Annotated in this window: 20 protein-coding genes; 4 read left to right on the plus strand and 16 right to left on the minus strand. The window is 61.9% G+C overall.

The annotated features are described in order from the left end of the window. Window positions 1–31: 31 nt before the first annotated feature. The 15 genes from AC56LV_RS08985 to AC56LV_RS09055 all read right to left on the minus strand — a co-directional run bounded on the left by AC56LV_RS08985 (window position 32) and on the right by AC56LV_RS09055 (window position 11,734). A complete protein-coding gene (locus AC56LV_RS08985) occupies window positions 32–682 on the minus strand; it encodes a protein phosphatase CheZ (RefSeq protein WP_499454659.1) in 651 nt (216 codons plus the stop codon). A gap of 1 nt (window position 683) precedes the next feature. Next, window positions 684–1,082 carry a chemotaxis response regulator CheY gene (cheY, locus tag AC56LV_RS08990; RefSeq protein WP_183558083.1) on the minus strand — a complete coding sequence of 133 codons (399 nt, stop codon included), beginning with the start codon at window positions 1,080–1,082 and terminating at the stop codon, window positions 684–686. Window positions 1,083–1,211: 129 nt separating this feature from the next. Further along, entirely contained in the window at window positions 1,212–2,276 is a 1,065-nt protein-coding gene (locus AC56LV_RS08995; protein ID WP_183558080.1) for a protein-glutamate methylesterase/protein-glutamine glutaminase, read from the minus strand. A gap of 17 nt (window positions 2,277–2,293) precedes the next feature. After that, window positions 2,294–2,890 carry a chemoreceptor glutamine deamidase CheD gene (gene cheD, locus AC56LV_RS09000; RefSeq protein WP_332531149.1) on the minus strand — a complete coding sequence of 199 codons (597 nt, stop codon included), beginning with the start codon at window positions 2,888–2,890 and terminating at the stop codon, window positions 2,294–2,296. Window positions 2,891–2,905: 15 nt separating this feature from the next. Further along, a complete protein-coding gene (locus AC56LV_RS09005; protein WP_499557009.1) occupies window positions 2,906–3,760 on the minus strand; it encodes a CheR family methyltransferase in 855 nt (284 codons plus the stop codon). An 82-nt stretch (window positions 3,761–3,842) separates the two neighbouring features. After that, entirely contained in the window at window positions 3,843–4,346 is a 504-nt protein-coding gene (locus AC56LV_RS09010; protein ID WP_183558070.1) for a chemotaxis protein CheW, read from the minus strand. A 32-nt stretch (window positions 4,347–4,378) separates the two neighbouring features. Beyond that, complete coding sequence (cheA, locus tag AC56LV_RS09015; RefSeq protein ID WP_499557010.1) at window positions 4,379–6,538, minus strand: chemotaxis protein CheA; 2,160 nt, start codon at window positions 6,536–6,538, stop codon at window positions 4,379–4,381. 41 nt (window positions 6,539–6,579) lie between these two features. Further along, window positions 6,580–6,945, minus strand: coding sequence for a response regulator (locus AC56LV_RS09020; RefSeq protein WP_183558064.1), 366 nt, complete (start codon window positions 6,943–6,945; stop codon window positions 6,580–6,582). A 76-nt stretch (window positions 6,946–7,021) separates the two neighbouring features. Further along, window positions 7,022–7,570, minus strand: a complete 549-nt coding sequence (locus tag AC56LV_RS09025; RefSeq protein WP_499557011.1) for a chemotaxis protein — start codon at window positions 7,568–7,570, stop codon at window positions 7,022–7,024. Window positions 7,571–7,604: 34 nt separating this feature from the next. Beyond that, complete coding sequence (gene motB, locus AC56LV_RS09030) at window positions 7,605–8,540, minus strand: flagellar motor protein MotB (RefSeq protein WP_499557012.1); 936 nt, start codon at window positions 8,538–8,540, stop codon at window positions 7,605–7,607. A 52-nt stretch (window positions 8,541–8,592) separates the two neighbouring features. Further along, window positions 8,593–9,447 (minus strand): flagellar motor stator protein MotA, encoded by an 855-nt coding sequence (motA, locus tag AC56LV_RS09035; RefSeq protein ID WP_332531143.1) that lies wholly within the window; start codon window positions 9,445–9,447, stop codon window positions 8,593–8,595. Between the two features lie 147 nt (window positions 9,448–9,594). After that, the gene (locus AC56LV_RS09040; RefSeq protein ID WP_499557013.1) at window positions 9,595–10,380 is read right to left on the minus strand and encodes a class I SAM-dependent methyltransferase; all 786 of its coding nucleotides are present in this window, start codon (window positions 10,378–10,380) and stop codon (window positions 9,595–9,597) included. A 22-nt stretch (window positions 10,381–10,402) separates the two neighbouring features. Beyond that, window positions 10,403–10,993 (minus strand): flagellar transcriptional regulator FlhC, encoded by a 591-nt coding sequence (flhC, locus tag AC56LV_RS09045; protein WP_183558050.1) that lies wholly within the window; start codon window positions 10,991–10,993, stop codon window positions 10,403–10,405. Between the two features lie 52 nt (window positions 10,994–11,045). After that, window positions 11,046–11,363, minus strand: coding sequence for a flagellar transcriptional regulator FlhD (gene flhD, locus AC56LV_RS09050; RefSeq protein WP_332531140.1), 318 nt, complete (start codon window positions 11,361–11,363; stop codon window positions 11,046–11,048). Next, on the minus strand, window positions 11,360–11,734 hold the full coding sequence (locus tag AC56LV_RS09055) for a hypothetical protein (RefSeq protein WP_499557014.1): 375 nt from the start codon (window positions 11,732–11,734) through the stop codon (window positions 11,360–11,362). Before AC56LV_RS09055 ends, flhD begins: the two co-directional genes overlap by 4 nt. Window positions 11,735–11,937: 203 nt before the next feature. On the opposite strand from AC56LV_RS09055, the gene AC56LV_RS09060 reads away from it, so the two are divergent. Genes AC56LV_RS09060 through AC56LV_RS09075 form a run of 4 tightly spaced genes read left to right on the plus strand, consistent with a single transcriptional unit; the run spans window position 11,938 to window position 14,576 of the window. Further along, on the plus strand, window positions 11,938–13,104 hold the full coding sequence (locus AC56LV_RS09060; protein WP_499557015.1) for an acyltransferase family protein: 1,167 nt from the start codon (window positions 11,938–11,940) through the stop codon (window positions 13,102–13,104). Further along, window positions 13,101–13,646, plus strand: a complete 546-nt coding sequence (locus AC56LV_RS09065) for an RBBP9/YdeN family alpha/beta hydrolase (protein ID WP_499557016.1) — start codon at window positions 13,101–13,103, stop codon at window positions 13,644–13,646. The genes AC56LV_RS09060 and AC56LV_RS09065 overlap by 4 nt, the downstream gene beginning before the upstream one ends. A gap of 3 nt (window positions 13,647–13,649) precedes the next feature. Beyond that, window positions 13,650–14,186 (plus strand): GNAT family N-acetyltransferase, encoded by a 537-nt coding sequence (locus AC56LV_RS09070; RefSeq protein WP_499557017.1) that lies wholly within the window; start codon window positions 13,650–13,652, stop codon window positions 14,184–14,186. Next, window positions 14,187–14,576 (plus strand): GFA family protein, encoded by a 390-nt coding sequence (locus tag AC56LV_RS09075; RefSeq protein WP_499557018.1) that lies wholly within the window; start codon window positions 14,187–14,189, stop codon window positions 14,574–14,576. Between the two features lie 94 nt (window positions 14,577–14,670). Here AC56LV_RS09075 and htpG read toward each other — a convergent pair whose 3' ends face one another. After that, window positions 14,671–16,590, minus strand: a complete 1,920-nt coding sequence (htpG, locus tag AC56LV_RS09080) for a molecular chaperone HtpG (protein ID WP_499557019.1) — start codon at window positions 16,588–16,590, stop codon at window positions 14,671–14,673. Between the last annotated feature and the right edge of the window lie 182 nt (window positions 16,591–16,772).

Raw genomic sequence — 16,772 nt, forward strand, 5'->3', positions numbered from 1 at the left:
GAGGCGCCGTTTCACATTGCTCGGCGCAAGCTCAAAACCCGAGACTGTCGAGGAGGTCGTCGACCTGCCCCTGGTTTGCCACGACTTCGGTGCCGGTCGGCTTGATTTGCGGACCGTTCATCAGGCCATTGTCCAGTTCGCGCTTGATCTCGCTTGGTGCGAAATCGATCAGGACCTGGACCAGCTGCTTTTCGAGGTTCTGCGCAATGCCGGTGATGCGACCGATCACCTGGCCGGTCAGATCCTGGAAATCCTGGGCCATCATGATGCTCATCAGTTCGCTGCGGGTGGCAACCGCCCCCGCACGCGACTCGTCCAGGCCGGCAATCGTGCGCTGCGCCATCGCGCGCCACTGCGCATCGGTTGCCTCGGTGGCAGGTGCGTCGAGCAGCGCCTGCCAACCTGCCTTGAGGTCGGTCGAACGCGTTTCGATGGCATCCTGCAGCGGACCGGCCGCGTCGGTAGCGTCCAGCACCTTCTTGGCCGCCTGTTCGGACAGATGCGCCACGTAGTCAAGCCGGTCGCGCGCATCGGGGATGTCGCTTGCGGCCTTCTCGATCAGCTTGTCGAGGCCCAGGCCGCGCAGATTCTCGTGCAGTGCGCGGGTCATGTGACCGACCCGGCTCAGCACCTCATCGTGCGACGACGCGCCGGCAACAGGCGCGGTGTTCTGCTCAACCATTTCAGGCTCCGGCTTTGTCCAGTTTCTCGAAAATCTTGTTCAGCTTTTCGTCCAGCGTCGCAGCCGTGAATGGCTTGACGACATAGCCGCTGGCGCCTGCCTGTGCTGCAGCGATGATGTTTTCCTTCTTCGCTTCGGCGGTCACCATCAGCACCGGCAGCTTGGCCAGTGCAGGGTCGGCACGAATGTGCTGCAGCATCGTCAGGCCGTCCATATTCGGCATATTCCAGTCCGACACGACGAAGTCGAACGATTCACTGCGCAGTTTTGCCAGCGCCATGACGCCATCTTCTGCTTCGTCGACGTTGGCATAACCCAGTTCTTTCAACAGATTCCGGACGATGCGTCGCATCGTCGAGAAATCGTCAACAACCAGAAAACGCATCTTTGGATCAGCCATGAATTACTCCGTTTGAATCTACTAATTTGGTTTGTTGGGTAAGCTACTTTTACAGACGCAAGAATAGCATTTTTGTTGCTCTGCGGCGATAAAATAGCCCACAAAGCATGGAAGGATGATGAATTCAGTTCAAACGCGCAACGCCCGGCTGCCTTGGGCGGCCAGATGGTCGAGTACGAGGCGCGGTAAAGCCTGCAATGGACCGACTTCGTGGGCTGCGCCGATGGCAATCGCTTCACGCGGCATACCAAATACGACACAGCTCGCTTCGTCCTGCGCGAAGTTGTGGGCGCCGGCTTCGCGCATCTCGAGCATGCCTGCCGCGCCGTCCTTGCCCATCCCGGTCAGGATAACACCAACGGCGTTTTTACCGGCCGCCTGCGCAGCGGAACGGAACAACACATCGACCGATGGCCGGTGGCGATTCACGGGCGGACTCTGCTCAATGCGCGTCATGTAATTCGCGCCGGAGCGCACCAGCAACAGGTGCGAGTGACCGGGCGCGATGTAGGCGTGACCGGGCAGCACCCGCTCGTTACCAGCCGACTCGACCACGCTGATCTTGCACAGCGAATCGAGGCGCTTGGCGAACGACGTGGTAAAGCCTTCCGGCATGTGCTGGGCAATCAGGATGCCCGGGCAATCGGACGGCATCTGCATCAAAAATTCGCGGATCGCTTCGGTGCCGCCGGTCGAGGCGCCGATGATGATCAGTTTTTCGGAAGAAATGAGAGGACTCCTCAGCGCCGACAGTTGCGTGCTGGCCACCTGGGGCGTGCGGCTGCGCGGCGCGATGCGTGCCCGTGCGGCGCCGCGGATCTTGTCGGCGATCATGTCGGCATATTCGCGCATGCCGCTCTGGATCGATATCTTGGGCTTGGTGACGAAATCGACCGCGCCAAGCTCCAGCGCGCGCATCGTGATTTCCGAGCCGCGCTCGGTCAGCGACGACACCATCAGCACCGGCATCGGGCGCAGGCGCATCAGTTTTTCGAGAAAGTCGAGGCCATCCATCTTGGGCATTTCGACGTCGAGCGTCAGCACGTCCGGATTGTGTTTCTTGATCAGCTCGCGCGCGACAAGGGGATCGGGCGCCGTGGCGACCACTTCCATATCGGGTTGCGAGTTGACGATCTCGCTCATCACGCTGCGGATCAGTGCCGAGTCGTCGACGATCAGGACCTTGATTTTCATGGTGTCTCCGTGGTTGCTCAGAACAGGTCGATCGCGCCGCCGACGGGTTCGACCTTGAGTCGCTTGGCGTAATCGAGTTCGCGCTTGGCCAGTGTGTCGTTGTGGGTCTGCATCAGCTTCTTGACCAGGACCTTGCCCGTACGCGGGAAGAAAAACACCTTGCGCGGGTAGATGTCATTCAGGTCTTCGGCCAATACCGGAATCCGTTCGGTCTTCAAAAACTGCATGACGAACGCGGCATTGCGCTCGCCGACGTTCATCGCGGTAAAACCGCGCAGCACGGCGCCGCCGCCAAACACCTTGGCTTCGAGGTGTTCACGGCGCGCGCCGGCCTTGAGCAGATCGTTGATCAGGATTTCCATGGCGAACGTGCCATAGCGCATCGAGGCCGATACCGGATTGTTGGGCTCGGCCGCGCCGTCGGGCAGCATGAAATGGTTCATGCCGCCCAGGCCCGTGACGCGGTCGCGGATGCAGGCCGACACGCACGAGCCGAGCACGGTCGCGATCAGCATGTTTTCTTTGGTATAAAAATACTCGCCGGGCAGGATCTTGGCGGCGTCGATCGCGAACGTGCGGTCGTGGTACAGATTGGTTGCGAATTGGCTGTTCATGGTCGCCCTTCGTTCTTACGCCGTGCGCGCGTCGAGTTCGTACACGGTCTTGCCGCGCAAGCGCAGGGAATCGGACACGTACAAAAAGTTCTCGGAGTGGCCGGCAAACAGCAGGCCGTGGCCCTTCATCAGCGGCACGAAGCGGCTCAGGATGGTGCGCTGGGTCGGCTTGTCGAAATAGATCATCACGTTGCGGCAAAAGATCGCGTCGAACTGCCCGTCCAGCGGCCAGCCATCTGCCAGCAGGTTGAGCGGCTTGAACGTGACGAGCGAGCGCAGCTCGGGACGGATGCGCACCATGCCTTCGTGGGCGCCCTTGCCGCGCAAGAAGAAGCGGCGCAGGCGTTCCGGCGAGACCTTCTCGATGCGCTCCATCTGGTACACGCCGTTGGACGCCGTGGCCAGCACATTGGTGTCGATGTCGGTGGCGATGATCTCGACTTTCGGCGTGAGCGTGTTGAACGCTTCACAGGCCGTCATCGCGATCGAATACGGCTCTTCGCCGGTGGACGCGGCCGAGCACCAGATGCGCAGCGGGCGCGGATCCTTCTTGTGCAGCCCCACCAGGTGCTCGAGCAGCAGCGGGAAGTGATGCGCCTCGCGGAAGAACGACGTCAGGTTGGTGGTCAGCGCATTGGTAAACGACTCCCACTCGCGGTCCATGCGCCCTGCTTCGAGGTCGTCCAGATAGCGCGTGAACGACTGGATGCCAGTCGCGCGCAGGCGCCGGGCCAGGCGGCTGTAGACCATCTCCTGCTTGCTGTCGGCCAGGGAGATGCCGGCGCGCTGGTGAATCAGCGCGCGCACCCGTTCGAAATCACGGCGGGTGAAATCGAACTCTTTATTGGTTTCTGTTTTCTGCTGCGGCACTGTGCGTGACTTTCTTGAATACGATGGCGAGCTCGCGGAGCCGGCCGGATGATTGTGCTTGGTGCCGACGCAGACCGGTGGCTTACGCCGCCAGCTTGTCGATCAGGCCCATTTCGCTCGACGACATCAGCTTGTCGATGTCAACCAGGATCAGCATGCGCTCGTCGACGGTGCCCAGGCCAATCATGTAGTCCGAATTGAAGGCGCTGCCCATTTCCGGGGCTGGCTTGATCTGGTCTGGCGTGAGCGTGGTGACGTCCGAAACGCTGTCGACCACCATGCCCATGATGCGGCCACCGATGTTCAGGATGATCACGACGGTAAACTGGTCGTACACCGGCGTGCCCAGCTTGAATTTGATGCGCATGTCGACCACGGGAATGATGATGCCGCGCAGATTGATCACGCCCTTGATGAATTCGGGGGCGTTGGCGATGCGGGTCACGGCTTCGTAGCCACGGATTTCCTGCACCTTCAGGATGTCGATGCCGTATTCTTCCGAGCCCAGGGTGAAGGCAAGGAATTCGCTGCCGGCGCCGTCGTGCGCGGTGCCGTCGGTCGAGAGGGTGTTTGCCAGGTTGGACATGGTATTCCTTTGTTTGCAGTGAAAATGAAAATTTATTGAACGACGGGATCGTCGGCCAGCTGGCGCGACGAGCGCACCAGCGCTGCCACGTCGAGAATCAGGGCGACACCACCGTCGCCCATGATGGTTGCACCGGAAATCCCGGCCACTTTACGGTAATTCGCTTCCAGGTTCTTGACCACCACCTGCTGCTGCCCGACCAGTTCGTCCACGAACAGCGCCGCCTTCTTGCCCTCGGTTTCGAGGATGACGACGATGCCGTCGGACGGGTCGCGGTGCACCGGTTCGATATCGAACATCTGGTACAGCGGGATCATCGGCAGGTATTCGCCGCGCACTTTCAGCACGCGCCCGCGGCCGGCGATCTCGCGCACGTCCTGCGGCGTCGGCTGCAGCGATTCGACGACGAACGACAGCGGCAGGATGTAGATTTCTTCGCCGCTGCGGATCGACATGCCGTCCAGGATCGCCAGCGTCAGCGGCAGCGAAATCGAGATCGTCGTGCCGAAACCGGCCGCCGAGCGGATGTCGACCGTGCCGCCCATCGCGGTGATATTGCGCTTGACGACATCCATGCCCACGCCGCGGCCCGACACGTCGGTGACCGTATCGGCGGTCGAGAAGCCCGGTGCGAAGATCAGTTGCCAGACTTCGGCGTCCGTCATCGTGTCGGACACGGCCAGCCCGTTCTGGGCCGCCTTGGCCAGGATTTTTTCGCGGTTCAGGCCGGCGCCGTCGTCGGCCACTTCGATGACGATATGCCCGCCCTGGTGCCCGGCCGACAGGAACAGGCGCCCTGCTTCGCTCTTGCCCGCAGCAATGCGCGCTGCCGGCATTTCGACGCCATGGTCGATCGAGTTGCGCACCAGGTGCGTCAGCGGATCGACGATCCGTTCGATCAGGCCTTTATCCAGTTCGGTCGCGGCGCCATTGGTGATGAAGTCGACCTTCTTGCCGAGCTTGCCGGCCAGGTCGCGCACCATGCGCGGGAAGCGCGAAAACACGAAGTCCATCGGCATCATGCGGATCGACATCACCGCCTCTTGCAGCTCGCGCGTATTGCGGTCGAGCTGGCTCACCGACGAGAGCAGGCGCTCGTGCAGGATCGGATCGAGCACGGCGCTGCGCTGCTCGAGCATCGCATTGGTGATGACGAGTTCGCCGATCAGGTTGATCAGCTGATCGACTTTTTCGACCGACACGCGGATGGACGACGACTCGTTCTTGTCGTCCTTGCGCGCGGCTTTCTTTTCCAGCGCCAGTTCGGCCAGGTGCTCCACGACGTTCTGGGCCTGCGTGGCAAGCGCCGCTACCGGCTCCGGCGCGCTCTCGACGATGCCGGCGGCTGCGCGGATCTGCTCGATCGGCTGGAAGAAGCCGTAGCCCAGTTCGTGTTCAGACGGTTCGCCCGCGGCAGGCGCCACGTCGTCGTCCGGGCCGAAGAAGCCGTAGCCCTGGTCGTCTTCGATACGCTTGCGCTCGGCCGCTTCGATCAGCCGCTGCTCTGGGGTGAGCGCCGGCGCCTCGAAGATTTTCAGGTCATCGGGATCGAGCACGAACGAGCAGATCGCGATGATGTCGTCCAGGCTTTCCAGTGTCGTGATGATGACGGCGGTGCGCCCGCCATCGAGCGGCGCGACCGAGATCCGGCCCATCAGGCCCAGCTCGTCGACCAGCGCATCGATGTCGCGCTGCGCCACTTGCGGCAGCTCGATCTTGTAGCGGTGCGCACCTTCGGTCGGCACTTCAACGCGTGCCGGCGCCGACAGGTAGGACGGTGCGACGACCGGCGCGACCGGCACGACGCCTTCGGCCAGGTCATGCAGCGCCATGCGCACGTTGGCGACGACTTCCTGGTCGACCTGCTTGCCGTGGCGGTGGCCGTCCAGCTGCATCTTGAGCGCGTCCTTGGCTGCCAAGAACGCGTCCACGTGGTTCGAGGTCAGCGCCATCTCGCCCTTGCGGATACGGTCGAGCAGCGACTCGAGCACGTGGGTCACGTCGCACATATCGGTCAGGCCGAAGGTCGATGCGCCGCCCTTGACCGAGTGCGCGGTGCGGAAGATCGCGTTCAGGTCCTCGGCGTCGGGCGCTGCCAGATCGACGCCCAGCAGCAGGCGCTCCATTTCGGCGAGCAGTTCTTCTGCTTCGTCGAAAAAGACCTGGTAAAACTGGCTGATGTCGATGCTCATGGGGATGTCCGCTCGTGGTTGCCTAAGCCAAAATTCATGGCTTAACCGATCACTTTTTTGACCACCTCGATCAGGCGCTGCGGATCGAACGGCTTGACCAGCCAGCCATTGGCGCCGGCAGCACGGCCCTTGGATTTCATTTCGTCCGACGACTCGGTGGTGAGCATCAGGATGGGTGTCTTCGCGTAGCCGGGCAGCGAGCGCAGCGACTTGATCAGCGCCAGGCCATCCATCTTCGGCATGTTCTGGTCGGTCAGCACCAGGTCGACGGCCTGCAGCTTCGCCTTGTCGAGGCCGTCCTGGCCGTCCACGGCTTCCACCACATGGTAGCCGGCGGCCTTCAGACTGAAAGCCACCATCTGGCGTAGTGAACTGGAATCGTCGACTGCGAGAATCGTTTTTGCCATCTTGTGCTCCTGCTGTTTTACACCGGGCGGACCCGGGTTGAATTGGTTGTTAGGTGAGTACCGGGCGGCGGCGCGGTCAGAACAGCTCGACGTCGCCGCTTTCCAGGTGTTTCTGTTCGACCGACCTGCGCAGCTTGCTGCGCAACTGGAGCGACTGGATCGCCAGCGCGACGCTGACCTGGCCCAGGCGATCGACGATTTCGTCGCTGCCGTGGTCTGGCGTGATCCCTTCGCCATGGTCGTTCAACGTGCCCAAAAAGTCGCGCAAGCCCGCCACGCGGCGCAGCGTACGCTCGATCAGTTGCGCCGTCAGGTCCTGGAACTGCATGCTCGTGATCGCCGTGTTCACGTGCTCGCTCACATCGTCCGACATCGAGCCGAGCAGCGCGCGATCTTCCAGCGACAGCACGCCGCCGGCGAGCATGCGGTCGATCGCTTCCTGGCGCGCGCCGACGACGGCGTGCACCGCAACGAAGCTGCCGGTGAGCTTGTCGATGGCTTCTTCGAGCAGCAATTCGGTCTGGAGCAGATCGGCTTCCACTTCGGTCAGGTGGCGCCGGCCATGCACCGACACGCCTGACAGCAGGCGCTTGACGTGTGATCCGAGTATCTTTTTTCTTGTCATCGTGTTCTCTCCAAACCTGCCCACACGGCGTCGGTCATCGCGGTTTCACCGCATTTAACGTCGCCGTCGCTGCCGCCTCGGCGTCCTCGGCCGGCACGTCCAGCGTGGATGCATCGCGCCGCACCGCGTCTTCGGTGCGCTTGTTCATGACGATGATGCTGATACGCCGGTTGATGGGGCTGAACGGGTCGGTGGCATCCAGGTGCGCGGCCGAGGCCAGCCCCACCACGCGCAGCACCTTGTCGTCCTGCAGGCCGCCGAGCACCATTTCGCGCCGCGATGCGTTGGCGCGGTCAGCCGACAGTTCCCAGTTGCTGTAGCCGGCGTCGCTGTGATACGGCGTCGAATCGGTGTGACCCGAAATCCCCAGCTTGTTCGGCACCTCGTTGAGCACCATGCCGATGATGTGCAGGATATCCTTCGTGTACGGTTGCAGCTCGGCCTTGGCCATCGCGAACATCGGGCGGTTCTTTTCATCGACGATCTGGATGCGCAAGCCTTCGCTGGTGATGTCGAGCAGCAGCTGGTTCTGGTACTTCTTGAGCATCGGATTGACTTCGATGGCCGACTCGATCCGTGCCTTCAGGTTTTTCAGGCGCTCGCCTTCTTCGCGCGCCAGCGCAGCCTTGGCCGCCTGCAGGTCGTAGCTCTTGCTGACCGGCGCCGAGTCGCCGCGCTTGACCTGGCCGGCGGTGCGCGTCAGGTCTTCGCCGCCGCCCTGGATCACCGACGACGAATCGCCCGAGCCCGAGCCGCCCTGCATCGCCACTTTCAACGGGGTCTTGAAGTATTCCGAGATGCCCACCAGGTCGCCCTTGGCGGTCGAGCCCAGCAACCACATGAGCAGGAAGAACGCCATCATCGCGGTCACGAAGTCGGCGTACGCGATTTTCCAGGCGCCGCCGTGGTGGCCGCCGGCCACCTTCTTGATGCGCTTGATGACAATGGGACGTGCGTTGTCGTCAGCCACGCTGATGCTCCCTGGTGTACTCCGGCGAAAGATCGAATGCGGTCATCGCGGCTTACTTCTTCTTCTTGATGTGTTCTTCGAGCTCGGCGAAGGTCGGGCGCTCGGTCGAGTACAGCACCTTGCGGCCGAATTCGACGGCCAGCGCCGGTGCATAGCCATTCAGGCTCGCCAGCAGCGTCACCTTCACGCACTGGAACATCTTGGTCGACTCTTCGAGCTTCTGCTCCAGCACGGTCGCCAGCGGGCTGACGAACGCGTAGGCCAGCAAGATGCCCAGGAACGTACCGACCAGCGCCTTGGCGATCAGGATGCCCAGCTCGGCCGGCGGCAAGCCGACCGATTCCATCGTGTGGACCACGCCCATCACCGCCGCCACGATACCGAAGGCCGGCAGGCCGTCACCGATCTTGGCGATCACGTGGGCCGGAATGGCGCCTTCGTGATGGTGCGTCTCGATCTCGTTGTCCATCAGGTTTTCGATCTGCATCGCATCCATATTGCCGGACACCATCAGGCGCAGGTAATCGGTCATGAATTCGATGATGTGATGGTCGGACACCACGGCCGGGTATTTCGAAAACAGCGGCGACGCGTCCGGGGCTTCGATATCGCCCTCGATCGACATCAGGCCTTCCTTGCGGACCTTGGACAGCACGTCGAATTGCAGCGCCATGAGTTCCATGTACATGTCCTTCGTGTACTTCGAGCCCTTGAAAATGCTGGGGAACGCTTTCAGCGTCGCCTTGATTGCCTTGCCGCTGTTACCGACGAACAAAGCGCCGAACGCGGCGCCGCCGATCATCAACAGTTCGATGGGCTGCCACAGCGACGCAAGGTGACCACCCGCCAGGGCAAAGCCACCAAACACGCAGGCACAGACGATGATGTAACCAACAATAACTAACAAAGGATTTTGCTCCAGAAAACCCGCGCCGTGTCGCGACATGTCGACTCGGAACCGGTAATTTCAGAAAATGTTTATTCAGGGAATTACTTTAGCTGGAGAAGTGCTGTCCGGCAAGCAAAACCACCCCGGAAACTCATCGTTTGTCTCTTAAAAGTCCCATATATACAAAGCGGGCCCACCTGTGTACGGATGCACAACACGCGTCGGTGTTTGTCCGACAACGATGAATTCGTAACTGAAAAGCATCGAACCGGGACGCATCTCGCGCGCGGCCTTGCGCCACAGCGCGCTCATCGCGGCCGGAGACAGGTAGGCGAATACGGCGTCGTAGTCGCCCAGGTCGAGCTGCTCATAGTCGCCACGAATGAATACGGCCGGGCTGCGCGCCAGCTTCGTGCGCACGAAGCTGGCCAGCCATGGCAAGGGTGCGAGCTCGATGCCTTCGATGCGCGCGTTTGAACGGCGGCGCTGCAGCGCCAGCACCAGCCCGCCGATGCCGCTGCCGATATCGATCACGCGCAGCGCCCTGCCCTGCGGCAGCGCGGCATCGACTGCCTCCCACACCTTGCGGCCGGACGGGTAATACGGCACCTGCGTGCGGTAGGTCGACCAGTACAGCAGCAACAGGAAGACGAAGATGACGAGAAATGCCAGCGGCGGTATTGCCAGCGTGCTGGTGGCCAGCAAGGCCAGAGGAAAACCGAACTGGATCGCGCGCCACCAGATCGCCAGGCCGCGCCACCAGGTCAGGCCCGCCGCAAGCAGGCCCTGGACCAGCGCCACGTGCCAGTACGAGACGGTCAGACCGCCCGTGGCGAGCAGGTAGATGGCGGCGAGCGTGAGGGGAAAGGCGGCAAGCTGCAGCAGCAGCGCCCGGACTGCGGGCGCGCCCAGCAGGCGCCGGGACGGCGGGGACGAAGGTGATGCGGGCAAGGCAGGCTGCCGGCGCGCTGGATCAGGCCGGGTCGAGGCCGGCGGCCCTGCCCTCGGCCTCTTCGTCGGCGCGCGCCTGGTCGAGCGCTTCCTTGGCCTTGCGCGTCTTGCCGGCGCGCGAGGGCATGTGGCACAGGCCGCACAGGTAGTCGCTATTGAGGTCGAGGGCGTTGACGATGAACTTGCCCTGGCACTTGCTGCATGGCGCCAGTTGCAGCATGCCGCCATTGAAGAAGCGCACCAGCGTCCAGGCGCGCGTGAGCGAGAGCAACGGCTCTTCGTTCGGCGCCGGCGGCATTTGTTCGAGGTAGAGTTTGTAGGCCTTCATCACGGCCTGGATGCCGGTGGCGCCGGCATGCTCCACCAGGAACTGGTGGATATTGATGAACAACGACGAATGGATATTCGGTTGCCAGGTCAGGAACCAGTCGGTCGAGAACGGCAGCATGCCCTTGGGTGGAGAGACACCCTTGAGCTCCTTGTACAGCTTGAGCAGGCGTTCGCGCGACAGCGAGACTTCGGTCTCGAGCAGCTGCAGGCGTGCGCCCAGGTTGATCAGTTCAATGGCGAGCTGGATTTCCTGCGCCTCGGTGACAACGCTCTTTTTACTCATGGCGATACGGCTCCCGGCACGGTCGGCCTCACAGCAAGACCGCTGACAGCGATTATACGATCTCTTCGACTGGCTGGCCGGCCATCAGGATGGCGGCGTGCGACTGGGCCAGGCTGCGTTCCTTCGTGTGGCTCGTCAGCATCGACAGGATCGCGCTGTCGTCGAAGCGGAAGCGGGCCAGCATCATGTTGCCGCCAGCAAGCTTCAGGATTTGCGCGTTGCTCATGCCTTCGATCAGGTCGGCGATGTCGGCCGAGACGCCCAGGCGGAAAATGGCGGTGACCTTGTCGGCACGGATCATTTGCTGGGCCAGCATCAGGTAGCTCAGGTTAGCGTCGCGAATTTCAGCCATCATGTCGTTCATCGTCATTTTCTCTCTCCAGTCATTGTGTCGGCTGCCGTTGTGTTGCCGATGAGATAGATTCTGACCGTGAGGAAACTATTCACAAATTGGAGAAAGTCTGTATTTTCAGTCAGTGAACGACGAGACGGACCCATAGGAGTTTGTCTTACAAACCCATCTGGTTCCCTATGAAACCCTGATAAAAACCAGGGCTGTTTGGTGCAGGAAAGCACCTTGATGATACACAGCAACAAAACGCGTTTGTCGCAATTTTGCCACGCGGCAATAGCCTCTAATCTCTTTAACGGCAGCGTGCGGAACAACTTTAGGGTTTGTTTGAAAAAATTTTCAACATTTTCGCAGCCACCCAAACTGCTCCACCCTGCCTGCTCTTCCATTTACGGCAGCCGCGCCGCCGACTTTAGGGCGATTCGCACATATTTTTGAAAAATGTTCGCGGTTCGCTGCCTATCTGGGACTGTTATCGGACGGTCCTGCGGGAACTTTAGGGTTCGCTGCAAAAAATTTTGAACTTTTTTTTCGTCGTATCGCCCCCCGGCCAAAAATCGTGCAATCCACATTTTGCTTTATTATTAACACGATGCGCACTACCCCTACTCCCCTCAACCAGCCGTTCTCGGTGTACCTCGACCTGGTCCGCTTCCTGGCTGCGTTGGCCGTGGTCCTGATGCACATGCGCATGTTCAGGCTGGTCGATATTCCCGGCTCCCAGCACTGGACGCTGCTCGGCCGCGAATCGGTCATGGCCTTCTTCGTGTTGTCCGGCTTCGTCATTGCCTACACCACGCAGACACGCCGCCCCGATGCACTCGACTTCACCGTCGCACGCGCGGCCCGGATCTATTCGGTGGCCCTGCCCGTGCTGCTGCTGGGCTTCCTGTGCGCTTACCTGAGCCAGGGCCCGCATGTTCCGGGCATGGACGCGAGCTACCAGGTGGCCAAGCCCTGGTTCTATATCCCGTTCCACCTGCTGTTCATGGGCGACTTGTGGAAACTGTCGGAGTACCCGCCCTGGCTCGGCCCCTGGTGGTCGCTCAATTACGAGGTCTGGTTCTACGTGCTGTTCGGCGTCGCCTGTTACGTGCGCCGCCCATGGCGCCTGCCGGCAATTGCCCTGCTGCTGGCCGTCATGGGTTACAAGCTGTGGCTCCTGCTGCCCGTCTGGCTGGCCGGCGTCGCGCTGTACCACTGGCAGGCGCGCTACAGCCTGGGCGTCACAACTGCACGCGTCGGCTGGGCACTGAGCATGGCCTTGCTGGTGACGTATGAGGCTTACGGCGTCGAGGAACTGCTGCGCGAGGCCGGACGCGCCAGCTGGCTCGGCCAGTACGTCGCACTGGGCAACGCCGACCGCTTCCTGGCCGACTACGCCTTCGGCCTCATCGTCGTCCTCAATTTCGCGTGCGCCCGCTTTGCCGGCTTTACCGGCCTGCTGCGCGTGGCGCGGCCCATCCGGCTGTTCGCCGCGTATACGCTGACGCTGTACCTGTCGCATGCGCTGGTGCTGATCGGCTGGCCCGAGCTGTATCCGCATGATCCCGCCAGCGTGACTGACGTGCTGGCCCTGTCGGCAGCCGTCGCCCTCGCTACCGCACTGCTCGGCATGCTGACCGAGCAGCGCAAGGACGTGTTCAGGCGCCTGTTCGAGCGCGTGCTGCGCCCGCTGCGGCGCCATGCGCCGCGCCCAGCCCGCAACGCTGGCGCTGGCGCCGGCGCCGACCATTCCCATCAAGGAGAAACAAGATGACGTGTGACGTACTGATCCTGCCCGGTCTGTTCAATTCCGGCCCCCGCCACTGGCAATCGCTGTGGCACGAGCGTCGTCCGGCATGGCGCCGCGCGGAGCACCGCGACTGGACCAACCCCGACCGCGACGAGTGGGTGGCCGAGATGGAAGAAGCCATTGCCGGCTGCAGCGGCGCCCCGCTCCTGGTCGCACACAGCCTCGGCTGCATGCTGGTGGCGCATTGGGCGTTGTCGGGTTCCCCCTTGAAAGTGGCGGGCGCGTTTCTGGTGGCGCCCAGCGACGTCGAGCGGCCATCGTTCCCGATCCCTGCCGGCAATTGGGCGCCGGCCCCACGCACGCCACTGCCATTCCCCAGCATGATCGTGGCGAGCACGAACGATCCCTATGCCACCCTCGAGCGCACCCAGTCGTTTGCCGACGCCTGGGGCAGCAAACTGGTCGAGATCGGCGACGCTGGCCATGTCACTACCGACTCGGGGCATGGCGACTGGCCCGAAGGCTTGCGTTTGCTGGATGCGTTTTGCGCTGACATCAGCAAATAAACCATGACGGTCATGAACAGCGCGCGGCTGCGCTTCGAGCCGATGCAGGAAGCGCATTACGACGGCCTGCGCCAACTTAACAGTGACCCGCTCGTCATGCGCTTCATTTCGGGCCAGCCCGAAACCCCCGACGACACGCATGCCGTGATCGCCCGGGTCAAGGCGCGCTGGGAAACACTCGGCTACGCGTGGTGGAGCCTGATCGAACGCGACTCGGGAGAGTTGATCGGCGCCGGCTGTATCCAGCATCTCGGGCACAACACATCCAACCCGCATGAAATCGGCTGGCGCCTGCGGCCCGATCGCTGGGGCCAGGGTTACGCGATCGAAGCAGCCGAGCGGATGGCACGCTTTGCCTTCGACGATCTGGGCGTGCTACTCCTCTGCGCGATCTGCGACCCTGAAAACGCCGCGTCACAGCGCGTGATGGAAAAATTGGGCATGGCGTATCGCGGCGTGGAAACGTGGCATGGCACGTCCGTCACAGCGTACGGCATCGACCGTGCTACCTGGACGCGTCGTCATGGCGTGACTGCCTGAATGACCACCTTTCACGGCAGTTGCCACTGCGGTTCGGTACGCTATGAAGCCGACATCGACCTGGCTGCCGGCACGGTCAAGTGCAACTGCTCGATCTGCACCAAGCTGCGGTTCTGGGCCTTTGTTATCGCGCCCACGGCGTTTCGCCTGTTGCAGGGCCAGGACACGCTGCGCGACTACCGCTTCGGCGCGCACCGTGACGGCCACGCGTTCTGCAGCGTCTGCGGCGTCCATGTCTTCACGACCGTCGCTGCGGGCCCGTTCGTTGCCGTGACGGTGGCCAGCCTGGATGATCTGCCGGTCGATGCGCTCATGGAAGCGCCGGTGCGCTACATCGATGGCCGCAACGACAACTGGCATACAGCGCCAGCCGAGGTGCGTCACCTGTAGGTGGAGCAGCAGCGCGCAATCAGCGCTCACCCCAAAAAAAAGCCGCCGCTCCCGATAACGGGAACGGCGGCTTTGACACTAACGGATCAAACGCTTACTTCGCGCCAGACAGCAGCATCTCGTTCAGGCGTTTCACGAACGACGCCGGATCGCTCAGGCTGCCGCCTTCGGCCAGCATCGCCTGATCAAACAGGATGTGCGACCAGTCGGCAAAGCGCGGGCTCGTGGTGTCTTCGTACTTCAGGCGCTGCACCAGCGGGTGGTTCGGGTTGATCTCGAGGATCGGCTTCGATTCCGGCGCGTCCTGCCCTGCAGCTTTGAGCATGCGCAGCAGGTTGCCCGACAGCTCGTTGTCGTCCGCCACCAGGCAGGCTGGCGAATCGGTCAGGCGGAACGTCACGCGTACTTCCTTGGCCTTCTCGCCCAGCGCGCCCTTCATGCTCTCGACCAGTTCCTTGTAGCCGGCTTCGGTCTCGGCATGTTCCTTCTTCTCGGCTTCGTCCTCCAGCGCGCCCAGGTCCAGGCCGCCCTTGGCGACCGATACCAGTTCCTTGCCTTCGAACTCGGTGAAGAACGACAGCATCCACTCGTCGACGCGGTCGGTCATCAGGATGACTTCGACGCCCTTTTTGCGGAAGATTTCCAGGTGCGGGCTGTTCTTGCCCGCGTTGTAGTTGTCAGCCGTGACGTAATAGATCTTGTCCTGGCCTTCCTTCATGCGGCCGATATAGTCGGCGAACGAGACGGTCTGGGCGTCCGAGTCATTGGCGGTCGAGGCAAAGCGCAGCAGCTTGGCGATGCGGTCCTTGTTGGTCGCATCTTCGCCCACGCCTTCCTTGAGCACCTGGCCGAATTCCTTCCAGAAGGTCGCGTACTTGTCCTTGCCGGCCTGCTCGTCCGAGTTCGCCATTTCTTCGAGCATGCCAAGCACGCGCTTGGTCGAGCCTTCGCGGATCACGCGCACGTCGCGCGACTCCTGCAGGATTTCACGCGAGACGTTCAGCGGCAGGTCGCTCGAGTCGATCACGCCCTTGATGAAGCGCAGGTAGGTCGGCATCAGCTGCTCGGCGTCGTCCATGATGAAGACGCGCTTGACGTACAGCTTGATGCCGCCGCGCTTGTTGCGGTCCCACAGGTCGAACGGCGCGTGCGCCGGCACGTACAGCAGTTGCGTGTATTCGCTGCGGCCCTCGACCCGGTTGTGGGTATAGGTCAGCGGTTCCTGGAAGTCGTGCGAGACGTGCTTGTAGAACTCGTTGTACTGCTCTTCGGTGATGTCGTTCTTCGAGCGTGCCCACAGCGCGCTGGCCTGGTTCACGGTCTCGACGTCGTCCTTCAGGACGGTTTCTTTCTTTTCTTCGTCCCACTCTTCTTTCTGCATCACGATCGGCAGCGAGATGTGGTCGGAGTATTTGCGGATGATCGACTTGAGCTTCCAGGCCGACAGCAGTTCTTCTTCGCCGTCGCGCAGGTGCAGGATCACGTCGGTGCCGCGACCGGCCTTTTCGATCTGTTCGATGCTGTAGTCGCCTTCGCCAGCCGACTCCCAGCGCACGCCTTCGGATGCATCGGCACCCGCGCGGCGGGTCTCGACGGTGATTTTCGACGCGACGATGAAGCCCGAATAGAAGCCCACGCCGAACTGGCCGATCAGCGCCGCGTCCTGCTGCTGGTCGCCGGAGAGCTTGCTGAAGAATTCCTTGGTGCCCGACTTGGCGATGGTGCCCAGGTGCGAAATCACTTCGTCACGGTTCATGCCAATACCGTTGTCCGAGATCGTGATCGTCTTGGCGGCAGCGTCGAACGCCACCTTGATTTTCAGTTCGTGGTCGTTGCCGTACAGGGCGTCGTTGTTGATCGCCTCGAAGCGCAGCTTGTCGGACGCATCCGACGCGTTCGAGATCAATTCGCGCAGGAAGATTTCCTTGTTGGAGTACAAGGAGTGAATCATCAGTTGCAGCAGCTGTTTTACTTCAGCCTGAAATCCAAGGGTTTCTTTTTCGGCGTGTGCCATCTTGTTCCTCGTTAAAGACAATAGGGGTTGGTCAGACCCGGACGCATATGTGGCCCTACCGGAGGATTTCAAGAGATATTTTTGATAAGCAATATCGCGCGGCGGCCATGACCCCATACATGGATGCTACCGAAGCCGGTGGTTGGGCAGCGCCGCCGGCTCGACGTACAATACCGGATTCA

This window comes from Telluria sp. RB2R28 (assembly GCF_059685835.1).